Annotated in this window: 12 protein-coding genes and 1 pseudogene; 8 read left to right on the forward strand and 5 right to left on the reverse strand. The window is 44.5% G+C overall.

Features of this window, described 5'->3' with window-relative positions:
• The first annotated feature begins 467 nt into the window (after positions 1 to 467).
• Both F6K46_RS34550 and F6K46_RS34555 read left to right on the forward strand, forming a co-directional pair.
• A complete protein-coding gene (locus F6K46_RS34550) occupies positions 468 to 1,037 on the forward strand; it encodes a Uma2 family endonuclease (protein ID WP_293066796.1) in 570 nt (189 codons plus the stop codon).
• A gap of 281 nt (positions 1,038 to 1,318) precedes the next feature.
• Positions 1,319 to 1,768 carry a DUF29 domain-containing protein gene (locus F6K46_RS34555; RefSeq protein ID WP_293066769.1) on the forward strand — a complete coding sequence of 150 codons (450 nt, stop codon included), beginning with the start codon at positions 1,319 to 1,321 and terminating at the stop codon, positions 1,766 to 1,768.
• On the opposite strand, the gene F6K46_RS34560 is transcribed toward F6K46_RS34555, so the two are convergent.
• Positions 1,736 to 1,888 (reverse strand): hypothetical protein, encoded by a 153-nt coding sequence (locus tag F6K46_RS34560; RefSeq protein WP_293066771.1) that lies wholly within the window; start codon positions 1,886 to 1,888, stop codon positions 1,736 to 1,738. The two genes, F6K46_RS34555 and F6K46_RS34560, sit on opposite strands and share 33 nt — an antisense overlap.
• Before the next feature lie 177 nt (positions 1,889 to 2,065).
• On the opposite strand from F6K46_RS34560, the gene F6K46_RS34565 reads away from it, so the two are divergent.
• Positions 2,066 to 2,719: a Uma2 family endonuclease gene (locus F6K46_RS34565; RefSeq protein WP_293066776.1), complete on the forward strand. Its 654-nt coding sequence runs from the start codon at positions 2,066 to 2,068 to the stop codon at positions 2,717 to 2,719.
• Positions 2,720 to 2,986: 267 nt separating this feature from the next.
• Here F6K46_RS34565 and F6K46_RS34570 read toward each other — a convergent pair whose 3' ends face one another.
• Positions 2,987 to 3,892 (reverse strand): aspartoacylase, encoded by a 906-nt coding sequence (locus tag F6K46_RS34570; RefSeq protein ID WP_293066799.1) that lies wholly within the window; start codon positions 3,890 to 3,892, stop codon positions 2,987 to 2,989.
• Positions 3,893 to 4,149: 257 nt separating this feature from the next.
• Between F6K46_RS34570 and F6K46_RS34575 the strand changes: the two genes are divergently transcribed.
• From F6K46_RS34575 to cruG, 4 genes are all read left to right on the forward strand, one after another.
• Positions 4,150 to 4,719: a DUF1802 family protein gene (locus tag F6K46_RS34575; protein ID WP_293066801.1), complete on the forward strand. Its 570-nt coding sequence runs from the start codon at positions 4,150 to 4,152 to the stop codon at positions 4,717 to 4,719.
• Positions 4,720 to 5,007: 288 nt separating this feature from the next.
• On the forward strand, positions 5,008 to 5,238 hold the full coding sequence (locus F6K46_RS34580) for a hypothetical protein (protein ID WP_293066779.1): 231 nt from the start codon (positions 5,008 to 5,010) through the stop codon (positions 5,236 to 5,238).
• 100 nt (positions 5,239 to 5,338) lie between these two features.
• Positions 5,339 to 6,190 (forward strand): gamma-carotene 1'-hydroxylase CruF, encoded by an 852-nt coding sequence (cruF, locus tag F6K46_RS34585; protein WP_293066781.1) that lies wholly within the window; start codon positions 5,339 to 5,341, stop codon positions 6,188 to 6,190.
• Between the two features lie 66 nt (positions 6,191 to 6,256).
• Positions 6,257 to 7,453 carry a 2'-O-glycosyltransferase CruG gene (cruG, locus tag F6K46_RS34590; RefSeq protein ID WP_293066784.1) on the forward strand — a complete coding sequence of 399 codons (1,197 nt, stop codon included), beginning with the start codon at positions 6,257 to 6,259 and terminating at the stop codon, positions 7,451 to 7,453.
• A 92-nt stretch (positions 7,454 to 7,545) separates the two neighbouring features.
• Here the strand turns inward: cruG and F6K46_RS34595 are convergent, their stop codons facing one another.
• Both F6K46_RS34595 and F6K46_RS34600 read right to left on the reverse strand, forming a co-directional pair.
• Positions 7,546 to 7,734: a hypothetical protein gene (locus F6K46_RS34595; RefSeq protein ID WP_293066787.1), complete on the reverse strand. Its 189-nt coding sequence runs from the start codon at positions 7,732 to 7,734 to the stop codon at positions 7,546 to 7,548.
• Between the two features lie 239 nt (positions 7,735 to 7,973).
• The gene (locus F6K46_RS34600; RefSeq protein ID WP_293066790.1) at positions 7,974 to 8,171 is read right to left on the reverse strand and encodes a hypothetical protein; all 198 of its coding nucleotides are present in this window, start codon (positions 8,169 to 8,171) and stop codon (positions 7,974 to 7,976) included.
• Between the two features lie 54 nt (positions 8,172 to 8,225).
• Between F6K46_RS34600 and purL the strand changes: the two genes are divergently transcribed.
• Positions 8,226 to 10,859 carry a phosphoribosylformylglycinamidine synthase subunit PurL gene (gene purL / locus F6K46_RS34605; protein ID WP_293066793.1) on the forward strand — a complete coding sequence of 878 codons (2,634 nt, stop codon included), beginning with the start codon at positions 8,226 to 8,228 and terminating at the stop codon, positions 10,857 to 10,859.
• Between the two features lie 166 nt (positions 10,860 to 11,025).
• Here the strand turns inward: purL and F6K46_RS34610 are convergent.
• A pseudogene (locus F6K46_RS34610) lies at positions 11,026 to 11,447 on the reverse strand (hypothetical protein); the annotation flags it as partial.

Here is an 11,447-nt window from a genome sequence, read left to right on the forward strand (position 1 = left end):
GCCAAAGCGAGCTGATGTTTTCTAGTCTTCGTCTTTGTTCGATTGTCAGCAGCACTTTATCTCTACGACCTCTTCCCATTTTTTTGACCTCAAATAATGATCCTTCTATTGCACTATTTTAGCTGTGCCAGTCCAGTAGGGTGTGTTAGCCGATAGGCGTAACGCACCGGGCTTTTGTGTTAGCCGATAGGCGTAACGCACCGGGCTTTGCACGTGAACACAATATAGCGTTGATTGCATGTATGAGGTACAATTATCAACCTCAAAGTCCCCCTTTTTAAGGGGGATTTAGGGGGATCCCTTTGTACCTCATGGGAAACAGAATTGCTATACTATCCAAAAAAGTAAGTAGGGTGTGTTAGCTGATTAGCACCTCAAGTAGCGTGCGCGTAGCGCATTAGCACCTCAAGTAGCGTGCGCGTAGCGCATTAGCTGAATGCTTACACGGACTTTACAGGTGAAGTATGATGGTACAACTGACCCATAAATTTCAAAGCTTTGACGAGTATTTATTATACAATGATAACTCAGAAAAATTCTATGAGTTATTTAATGGAGAGTTAATTGAAATGCCTCCAGAGTCGGGATTTAATGTTGAAATTGCTACGTTTTTATTGATTCAGTTTGCTTTACTGGTAGGTCATCGTAGAGTCCGGGGTCAAGGATTAGAATTAGAAGTTAGAGGTGAACCGAAAAACCGTTATCCTGATTTGACCATTATCCGAGAAGAGCATATTCAACAATTATCAAAGCGTAATACCATTCGCCTGTCAATGTCACCGCCTTTATTAGTGGTTGAAGTGGTTAGCCCGGGAGAGTTACAACGAGAGCGAGACTATATTGCTAAAAGAATCCAATATCAAGATTGTGCTATTCCTGAATACTGGATTGTGGACCCGGAAAGTCAAAGTATATTGGTATTAGAACTTAAGGAAAATACTTATACAGAAGTGGGTAGCTTTTCCGGTGATGATTTAGTCTTATCTCCTGGATTTAAAGATATTAATTTGAAAGTGTCTGGAGTGTTTTATATATAGCAATTATTACTTGGGTGAGGTGCAAATTCTTTGGTTTTAGGGAATCGGGAATCGGGAATCGGGAATCGGGAATCGGCATTCTAGTTAAGCTACAGGCAAAACGCTATAATTGGCTAATCAGAGTTTGATCAGCAATAAAATTCTGCATTCTCCCCATCTCCCCATCTCCCTATCTCCCCATCTCCCTACCCTCCCCACTCTTTTCCTGTTCCCAGATCCGCTGTTCCCTGTTCCCTAAAACCCATAACTTTTTAGGTCACCGAATTAAAAACCGCTATACTATGAATACTATTAATTTAAAAAATCTCTACGAAATTGATGATGCCCAATGGCTAGAAGAAACTATTAAGCTCCTGAAAAACAAAGAATTTAATCAACTAGATTGGGATAACTTAATTGAGGAGTTAGAGGATTTGGGCAGAGAGAAGAAAAATGCTGTCGCTAGCCTTTTAGAACAAGTTATCCGTCATTTATTATTACTGCAATATTGGACAAGCGAATCTGAATATAATGCAGTTCACTGGCAATGTGAAATCTATAACTTCCGAATTCAGCTAAAACGAAGACTGACGACTAATCTCCGTAATTATCTAGATAATGAACTAAGTTCAATCTATAACGATGCCTTAGGATTTGTGAAGATAAAAACTCAGAATTCCGTAACTTTTCCTTCAGAATGTCCCTACTGTCTTGACGAATTACTGGATATCGAATGGTTGCCGAAGGAATAAATCAGTTTTCAATAGTTGGGAATTGGGAATCGGGAATCGGGAGTCGGGAGTCGGGAATCGGGAATCGGGAATCGGGAATCGGGAATCGGGAATCGGGAATCGGGAATCGGGAATCGGCATTCTAGTTAAGCTACAGGCAAAACGCTATAATTGGGAATTAATAAGAGTTTGATCAGCAATAAAATTCTGCATTCTCCCCATCTCCCCATCTCCCCATCTCCCTATCTCCCCATCTCCCCATCTCCCGACTCTTTCCCTGTTCCCTGTTAAATAACAAATAAAGTAGAGCCGAAAATAATGAAATCAACTGCCACAATTACTCGGGACCCCACTATTCCTCCTTTAGAAAATGGCGATCAACTAACCCTTGCGGAATTTGAGCGTCGTTATTCCGCTATGGGTGATTTGAAGAAAGCCGAATTAATTGAAAGAATTGTTTACATGGCATCTCCCGTAAGAATTACACAACATGGGGAACCCCATGCTCAGATTATGTTGTGGTTAGGCTTCTACCAAACCTATACTCCTAATCTGCAATTAGGAAATAATTGTACTGTTAGGCTTGATCTTGATAATGAAGTTCAACCCGATGCACTGCTTAGACGTAAAGTGGGAGGACAATCTACAATTAGTCAGGATGGCTATGTAGAAGGTGCGCCGGAGTTAATAGTTGAAATTGCAGCTAGCACTGTTTCTATTGATTTACACAAAAAATTAAACGTTTATCGCCGTAATGGGGTACAAGAGTATTTGGTATGGCGAGTTGATGATGGTGAATTTGATTGGTTTCGGTTAACTGAAGGGGAATATACTCAACTGGAACCCAATCCTGAGAGCATACTTTGTTCACAAATTTTCCCAGGATTATGGTTAGATAAAGCTGCGTTATTAGCCGGAAACTTAGCCAAAGTTTTAGAAATATTGCAGCAGGGATTACAGAGTCAGGAGTAGGGAATCGGGAGTAGGGAATCGGGAGTAGGGAGTCGGGAGTCGGGAATCGGGATTCTACTTAAGCAACAAGCAAAACGCTATAATTAGTAATTAGCAATTAATCAGAGTTTGATCAGCAATAAATTTCTGTATTCTCCCCATCTCCCCATCTCCCCACACTCCCCACACTCCCCACACTTCCCCATCACCCCATCACCCCATCACCCCATCTCCCTATCTCTTTCCCGATTCCCGATTCCCGATTCCCGATTCCCGATTCCCGATTCCCTACTCCCTAACTATCTCTTTTTTAGTCAAACACATCGCTATTCCTTTTTCATAGTAAGCAACTTCATTAATAAATACTGGCCAAACGGTGGCGTCTTCTTCATAGTAAATTGTGGTGCCATCGAAGGTAAGAAACATGGGGTCACCAGGATTAAGTTCTTGATAATCTCTGCCCTGGAGCTCAGGATGAATCATACCTTCTAGTTCACCAGCTTTGTTTCTGGGATAGTCAACTACTTTTAAATAGTGATAAATAGTTAGAGGATAAGTGTTTGATAATATTTTCCCGTTATTATAATCTTCAATATAATCTAACGTGGCGTGAATTAAGGCTTCAGTTTTCTGAAAAATAGCGCCCTTGAGACTAGCTGGTGCAATGGGACCGACTTCAATAGAACACCCGAAATTACATAGAGAGTTTACAAAGGGATTTTCTTTACCTGGTTCAATGGAACTTAAAACTCTAACTAAGGGGTCAAGGGAACTCAGATAAGCAGCGAGTTGTAAATTAAAGGGGTCGTTGTTGACGAGAATGATCGTAAACCCCATATTAGCACTGGTACTGTGCAAATCTAGAATAAAATCTACCTGGGAATTGCCTTTTGGTCCTAGGGTTTGAGCCATCTCTTTGGCTCTGGTTTGTTCTAGGAAAGAAAGCTCAGGATTTTCCAGGTCACTTTTAGCAAAGCAGCGGTTTAAGTCTGTATCAATATATCTCCTAGCCGCTTGAAAGGCTTGGGGATTACCTATTCTTGTCAAGGTTTCAAAACTAGGTCTAGTGATTAATTCTGGAAACTTCTCAAATTTTTTGACTAGGTATACACCAGTAAATTCATTACCGTGGGTTCCTCCTACAATGGCGACTTTGTTAATAGTTTTACGGTTGTTTGCTTCAGAATTACTCATGGGTGGTTGGTATAGCAAAGGGAACAGGGAATCGGGAATCGGGAGTGTGGGGAGATGGGGAGATGGGGAGATGGGGAGATGGGGAGATAGGGTGATGGGGTGATGGGGTGATGGTACATTCAATTGTCTTACCCCGACTCCCGACTCCCGACTCCCGACTCCCGATTCCCGATTCCCTACTGAGAGTAATCTTGGCATCCTATCCTAGGAAAACGCAAACATTTTATTGTGATCAGAAAATTTCGATTACTAAATTTATGCTCTCAACTACTACCCATGCCCTGAAAGAATGGGCTGTTGCGGTTGATGCCTTAGAAGCAGGCAAAACAATTATGCTGTTACGCAAAGGCGGTATTCGTGAACAGGGCAACTGCTTCAGTGTGGCTCACCAGCAGGTTTTACTCTACCCTACCTATGAGCATCAAAAGCCTAATTTGCTTAAACCTGACTATGCGGGAGTTGTGAAACCTGTGCCCTCAGGTTGGCATCCGGAAACTGTTCGGATTGGTAGCTGGGCGTCTATTACTGATATTTTGCCAGTAACGGAGCAATCAACTGTTGCTGCTCTGCTACCCTATCATATTTGGAATGAACAATTTGCCAGTGAGCGCTTGAAGTGGAAGCCACGTCAACCTTTATATGTACTGCTTTTGCGCACTTATCAGTTACCTGAGCCTGTGATCACTCCCTACCACCAAGAGTACGGAGGCTGTCGCTCATGGATTGATTTAGTTGAACCGATTTCTTACGAAGGAGTTGTACCAGTTTGGAATGATGGGCAGTATATCGAACAAGTTAGAGAAATTCGTAGTCTGATCCAGGATTGATACTTTCTCTTCCCCCAATCTCCCCATCTCCCCATCTCCCCATCTCCCCATCTCCCTATCCAACCAATCTACTATTTTTGAATGCAACTCGGTATGACTGGGGGGTGACTTATATACATACATTTCGCTTTTTGTCAAGTAAAATTTATCCAAAATTAAAGGAGATTACCCTAGTAGAATGTCTCTCTAAAAGCTTTTTGAGGTTGACTATGGATCAGACAATTAAGTCTTTGTTAATACCCTGGTAATTTCCGGTTAATCGGGAATTTACTCGCTAAAATGCAGGCAATGGTAATTAGTCCGCTCGTTGTAATGGTGATGGCATCTAGGATAGACCGCCAGTTCCTAGCCCTGTCCCTAGTAGTTGAGGAGAGGGGAAAATCTGCTGTTAGCAGAAGTCGCCTTGACACCATTGCCGAACGGGCAAAGTGGGACGGAGTTAGGAAACCTTACTCGAGATGGTCGAAGCACTATCTTTGGCTACTCTGGAGGCTGTTAAACGAAATTGCTACTGATTAAGCCTGTGATCGTTAACGCCTCCCATAGCTCAAAGTTAAAACGAATAACTAACACTTCAGTGGTCAGTTCCATCAATTAGTGAGGATTCTCCTTTAATTACATGAAAAAAACCGTAACTGCCGAGAGTGGTTTCTTACTTGGCCATATTCTCTCCATGGCTTTTGGCTTAGCAGGAATCTTATTAGTATTACCGAACACAGAATTTATTACTCATTTGACTCAATTCGGACAAACCGCCCTAGTTTGGTCAATGGCTGGCGGTGGTGCTGCCTATATACTCTTAGGGACTATTGCGGTATCTATTTATGCCTATCGCGTCTGTGGTGCTTGGCATTGGTTGGGTTTCATGTTGCCAGCTATTGCTCTTTCCCTAGGAAGTGAATTATTAGGCACTAGCACTGGCTTTCCTTTTGGTCACTATCACTACTTGAGCGGTTTAGGCTACAAAATCGCTGGTTTGGTGCCTTTTACGATTCCTTTATCTTGGTTCTATCTTGGCTTTAGTGCTTACCTAATCGCCCGTGTTGGCCTAGGTACTCTGAGCATACCGAACTGGTCTAAGTGTTTAGGCGCGATCGCTATTGGTGCCCTATTACTCACTTCCTGGGATTTTGTGCTGGATCCCGCTATGAGCCAAACCAATGTACCTTTTTGGATCTGGGAGCAACCAGGTGCTTTTTTTGGGATGCCCTATCAAAATTTTGCAGGCTGGCTAGGTACTGGAATTTTATTTATGAGTGTAGCTACCTTAATTTGGAGCTTTAAACCAGTAACTATATCCAGTAAGAGCCTAGACTTACCTCTAGCTATCTATTTGAGTAACTTGGCTTTTGCTACGATTATGAGCCTTGCTAGTGGGATTTACACTCCTGTATATCTCGGTTTAGTGTTGGGAATATTACCAGCATTACTGCTGTACAAATCGGCAAAGTCTGCTCCAGAAGCATCGTAACTAGACGCTACTGCTGATTTAACAACCGTTACCGTACCTGTAGGATCTGTAAGAACAAAAGCTAGCGTGAACTTAACTGCTTTGGCAGCTATTGCCCTCATCCTGCTCCTTTGTCAGGGTACAGCCACTCTAATTCTGTTGGCTCGTCTTTTCAAAGGCGCTACCCGCCGTCCACCTCTGGTAAAGCAAGAACCAACCCCAGATTTACTGGGCAAGGTGAGTATCGTGGTACCAACACTCAATGAAGTCGAGCGCATTGCACCTTGCTTGGAGGGCTTAACTCGTCAAAGTTATCCAGTAAGAGAAATCATCGTCGTCGATAGTAATTCTGAGGATGGTACACCGGAATTGGTCAAGGAGGCTGGCTTTTTCGATCCCCGTTTTCGACTCACTAACGACCCTCCCCTTCCTCCTGGTTGGGTCGGTCGTCCTTGGGCATTACACAATGGTTTCTTAGAAAGCTCAGAGCATAGTGAGTGGATTTTGGGGATTGATGCTGATACCAGACCCCAACCGGGTTTAGTGGAGACTATGGTTAAGGCAGCGGAGGAGGAAGGCTATGATCTGCTGTCTTTGTCTCCTCAATTTATCCTCCAAGACCCGGGGGAATGGTGGTTACAACCAGCACTGCTGATGACTTTGCTATATCGATGTGAATCGGCTGGAGTACGCCAACCCAGGCCAGAAACAGTGATGGCAAATGGGCAATGCTTCCTAGTTCGTCGCTCGGTTTTAGCTGAGTTGGGAGGATATCAAGGTGCAGCTAGCTCTTTCTGTGATGATGTTACCCTAGCGCGTCAGGCAGCTAGAGCTGGTTTCTCAGTTGGTTTCCTCGATGGGTCTAAGTTAATTCAGGTACGGATGTACGAAGGGTTTAGAGAGACTTGGGCAGAATGGGGACGCTCCCTGGATTTAAAAGATGCTACCTCGTGGACTCAACTAGGGCAAGACCTTTGGTTGCTCTTATCTGTTCAAGGTCTTCCAATACCACTTTCTGTGTTGTTACTCGCCTGTTTAGCTGCGGGATATAGTTCTATTCCTTTACTAGCAGCGACGGGTTTAAATTTGTTCTTGGTGTTGATCAGGTTGGCTCTGCTCTGGGCAATTTATCCTTGCTACCAGCGTCTAGAACACTTTTCCCCTGCTGCTTTGTTATTCTGGTTATCTCCTCTGGCCGATCCGTTGGCTGTAGTTCGCATTTTCCTTTCTGCTGGGCAACAACCGACTCAGTGGCGAGGAAGAGTTTATCCGGGATACTCTTAAACCGGGATTACCTGAGGGGGAAACCACCCTAATTGCTTCCCCCATTCCCCCCAGTGCGTGCAAGGCCATAAGTGGATAACCTCGATAACAACTTAATAGCTCTGTCCGATCTGATACCCTTCTAAGTAAACTGGACTGTCGCTAGCTTCGGCTTGTCTTTCGAGACCGGCTAGGAGTCCTTGATTGAATAAAACGTATTCGATTGTGTTTGGGCTATAGGAATTGTATTGATAAACTAGGGTGGATACAGAGTAGGCTATATGATCAAAATTTCTAGACATAATGGATTTGCCTCCAATGGATAGATTAATTGATAGCTTGATAGAGCTGCGGTTTTAGGGGTGTAATGGTTGTAAGTAGCAGCTATTCTTAAAGAGTAATACGGGGAATATATCCGGGACATTACCCACGTGGGTGATTTTATTGTGGCTAAGGAATTGGTAAGGTATAGCAGAAGTCAGAAGTCAGAAGTCAGCGCTCAGCAGTCAGCGCTCAGCAGTCAGCAGTCAGCCCTCAGCGCTCAGCAGTCAGCCGTTGGCCAATAGCGACTCAAGTAGCGTGCGCGTAGCGCATAAACTGATAGCTGATAACTGATAACTGATAGCTGATAGCTGATAGCTGATAGCTGATACGCGATGTTCCTTTGGAACCGCTTCGCGAACGCAAAAATCCCAAGGACGGGAACCAAAGGAGCTGAAGAAGTCTGGCTATTGATCATAATTGGCTCAATACTCTATAAAATAATCTCTGTGCCGTTTGTGCCCAGAGTGATATGCCCACTAATTCCTCTACCTCCTTTTCCCCAGAAGAGATTGCTGCTGAAGGGTTAACCCCTTCTGAATATGAAGAAATTGTCCAGCGCCTAGGGCGTCATCCCAATAAAGCTGAGCTGGGAATGTTCGGTGTGATGTGGTCGGAACATTGCTGCTACAAGAACTCCCGTCCTCTACTGAAGCAATTTCCCACAGAAGGCAAACGTATTCTAGTCGGTCCTGGGGAAAATGCTGGTGTTGTAGACTTAGGTGATGGGCTACAACTGGCCTTTAAAATCGAATCCCACAATCACCCCTCAGCAGTAGAACCGTTTCAAGGAGCTGCTACCGGAGTAGGGGGGATTCTACGGGATATTTTTACCATGGGAGCTCGCCCCATTGCGGTCTTGAACTCTCTGCGCTTTGGGACTTTGGATAATGCCCACACTAGACGATTGTTTAATGGGGTAGTAGCAGGAATCAGTCACTATGGCAATTGCGTGGGTGTCCCTACTGTAGGGGGTGAAGTTTACTTTGACCGGGCATACACTGGTAATCCCTTGGTGAATGTGATGGCTCTGGGACTGATGGAAACTCCAGAAATTGTTACCTCTGGAGCCTCTGGGGTTGGAAATCCTGTGCTCTATGTCGGGTCCACTACCGGTAGAGATGGGATGGGAGGCGCAAGTTTTGCTAGTGCGGAACTTACGGATCAATCCCTAGATGACCGCCCAGCGGTGCAAGTGGGAGACCCGTTCCTAGAAAAGTCTCTGATTGAAGCGTGTCTTGAGGCATTTCAAACCGGTGCAGTAGTAGCTGCTCAAGATATGGGAGCGGCTGGCATAACCTGTTCGACTTCAGAAATGGCAGCTAAAGGGGGCTTGGGTATTGAGTTCGATTTAGACCTGGTGCCAGCGCGAGAAACCGGTATGGTGCCTTATGAATACTTGCTGTCGGAATCCCAAGAACGAATGCTGTTTGTTGCCCACAAGGGTCGAGAACAGGAACTGATTGATATTTTCCACCGTTGGGGACTCCATGCTGTGGTAGCAGGTAAGGTAATCGAAGAACCTTTGGTCAGGATTTTGTTCCAAGGAGAGGTAGCAGCAGAAATCCCAGCTACTGCCCTAGCAGAGAATACTCCAATTTATCAGCGGGAGCTATTGACAGAACCACCAGACTATGCTTTACAGGCTTGGGAATGGCATGGGGATTCCCTCCCTCCCTGTAATGTTAAAGGTATTGACATTAACGGCAAACATTACAGTTGGAATGACATCCTAGGTCAACTCCTAGATACTCCAACTATTGCGTCGAAACGCTGGGTTTATCGCCAGTACGACCACCAAGTCCAAAACAATACCTTAATTCTGCCAGGAAATGCTGATGCTGCGGTGATTCGGTTACGCCCACAAGGGTTGAAGGTTGAAAGGTTGAATGTTGAAAGGTTGAATGTTGAAGGGTTGAATGTTGAAAGGTTGAATGTTGAAGGGTTGAATGTTGAAGGTTTAACTGAAACTAACCTTAAACCTGCTAACCTTCAACCTGCTAACCTGCAACCTGAAACTAACCTTCAACCTGAAACCAACCTTCAACCTGAAACCAACCTTCAACCTGAAACCAACCTTCAACCTGAAACCAACCTTCAACCTGAAACCAACCTTCAACCTGAAACCCTTCAACCTGTAACCTCTAAAGCTGGTGTCGCCGCAACTGTGGATTGTAATTCCCGTTATGTTTATCTTGACCCCTATGAAGGGGCAAAGGCTGTGGTAGCAGAAGCAGCACGGAATCTCAGCTGTGTGGGTGCAGAACCTTTGGCAGTAACCGATAATCTGAATTTTGGTTCTCCTGAAAAGCCTGTGGGTTACTGGCAACTGGCTTCCGCTTGTGCAGGAATAGCAGAGGCTTGCCGGGAAATGGGCACTCCTGTGACTGGGGGGAATGTTTCCTTGTATAACGAAACCATTGATAGTGACGGGAATCCTCAGTCGATTTACCCGACGCCAGTGGTGGGGATGGTGGGATTAGTTGCTGATATTACTAAAACCTGTGGTCAAGGTTGGCAAGCTGAAGGGGATTTAATCTATTTATTAGGATTGGGGACTAAATACTGGGAAAATAGTCAATCCCAAATTAAATCCCAAATTACATTAGGCGCTTCGGAGTATCTGGCAACTATTCATGGCATGGTTGCGGGCAAGCCACCAGTAGTGGATTTTGATTTAGAGCGTCGTATCCAAACCGTAACGCGAGAGGGTATCAGTCAAGGTTGGGTAAATTCTGCTCATGACTGTGCGGAAGGGGGATTAGTGGTGGCTTTGGCTGAATCCTGTATCGCAGGTAAGTTGGGGGCAGACATTACTCTAGGCTATAGCTCCGAGTCCTTAGACCTGCGCTGGGATGAAGTGCTATTTGGTGAGGGGGGGAGTCGGATTCTGGTTTCTGTAAGTCCTCAACAGCAAACACCTTGGGAATCTTATCTACAGCAACAGTTGGGGGATGAAGGATATTGGCAACAACTTGGTGTTGTTCAAGGGGAAAATGCTGGTTTACGAGTACTGGTGGAAAATGGTCAGTCTGTGATTGAAGTGACCGTTAAAGAGATGTGTGATTGTTGGGAGAATGGGATTGAAAGGCGTTTGAGGGTTTAGAAGGGAATCGGGAATCGGGAATCGGGAATCGGGAATCGGGAAACAATCTTGTGTACCTTATTATTATGAGAACCGGTTTAGGGATGTTTCTTTGGACTGAAGTTCCCCTTTGACAAAACAGCACAACCTATGCTTGGATTGGAATTGAGGATTTTTTCTTAGGCATTTACTGGGTACAAAATACCGAAATTTCCAGTAAATCTAGAGCTTTTTGTTGAAGGAGAGTGGCTTGGGTTATTTTCTCAAAGGTAATATCCTTCCCCTCTAACTTTGTGTTAATCGTATTGAGGGTAATCGTCCCTAAATCTGCCATTAACGTATTAAAGCTGTGTACAGGGAATTGATCTTGTGTTTTCTTTTTACGAGCTTTCGATAAAGCTTTCTTTGAACGTTGGGATGGAGCGACGACTTCAGTTGTAGTTAGTTTGACTTGCTTAGATTCTTCATCTGCAAAAAGTATAGGAGCTAAAGCTTGCGACCTGTGCCATTCAACGTAATAAGATAACATACATAAAAAGACATGTGCTCTAACTCGATTCTCTTGGTGCGCGTTCCCTAGGCGAGGGAACCTCGCCGGGGTCGCACCGC

This window comes from Moorena sp. SIO3E8 (genome assembly GCF_010692445.1).
Classification (GTDB): domain Bacteria; phylum Cyanobacteriota; class Cyanobacteriia; order Cyanobacteriales; family Coleofasciculaceae; genus Moorena; species Moorena bouillonii.

What these genes read in the sequence shown, in the direction of transcription:
- F6K46_RS34565 (WP_293066776.1), top strand. Translation starts at nt 2,066, where the DNA reads ATGAAATCAACTGCCACAATTACTCGGGACCCCACTATTCCTCCTTTA.
- F6K46_RS34560 (WP_293066771.1), bottom strand. Translation starts at nt 1,888, where the DNA reads ATGCCGATTCCCGATTCCCGATTCCCGATTCCCGATTCCCGATTCCCG.
- F6K46_RS34575 (WP_293066801.1), top strand. Translation starts at nt 4,150, where the DNA reads ATGCTCTCAACTACTACCCATGCCCTGAAAGAATGGGCTGTTGCGGTT.
- F6K46_RS34600 (WP_293066790.1), bottom strand. Translation starts at nt 8,171, where the DNA reads ATGATCAATAGCCAGACTTCTTCAGCTCCTTTGGTTCCCGTCCTTGGG.
- F6K46_RS34550 (WP_293066796.1), top strand. Translation starts at nt 468, where the DNA reads ATGGTACAACTGACCCATAAATTTCAAAGCTTTGACGAGTATTTATTA.
- purL (WP_293066793.1), top strand. Translation starts at nt 8,226, where the DNA reads ATGCCCACTAATTCCTCTACCTCCTTTTCCCCAGAAGAGATTGCTGCT.
- F6K46_RS34570 (WP_293066799.1), bottom strand. Translation starts at nt 3,892, where the DNA reads ATGAGTAATTCTGAAGCAAACAACCGTAAAACTATTAACAAAGTCGCC.
- F6K46_RS34555 (WP_293066769.1), top strand. Translation starts at nt 1,319, where the DNA reads ATGAATACTATTAATTTAAAAAATCTCTACGAAATTGATGATGCCCAA.
- cruF (WP_293066781.1), top strand. Translation starts at nt 5,339, where the DNA reads ATGAAAAAAACCGTAACTGCCGAGAGTGGTTTCTTACTTGGCCATATT.
- F6K46_RS34595 (WP_293066787.1), bottom strand. Translation starts at nt 7,734, where the DNA reads ATGTCTAGAAATTTTGATCATATAGCCTACTCTGTATCCACCCTAGTT.
- F6K46_RS34580 (WP_293066779.1), top strand. Translation starts at nt 5,008, where the DNA reads ATGGTAATTAGTCCGCTCGTTGTAATGGTGATGGCATCTAGGATAGAC.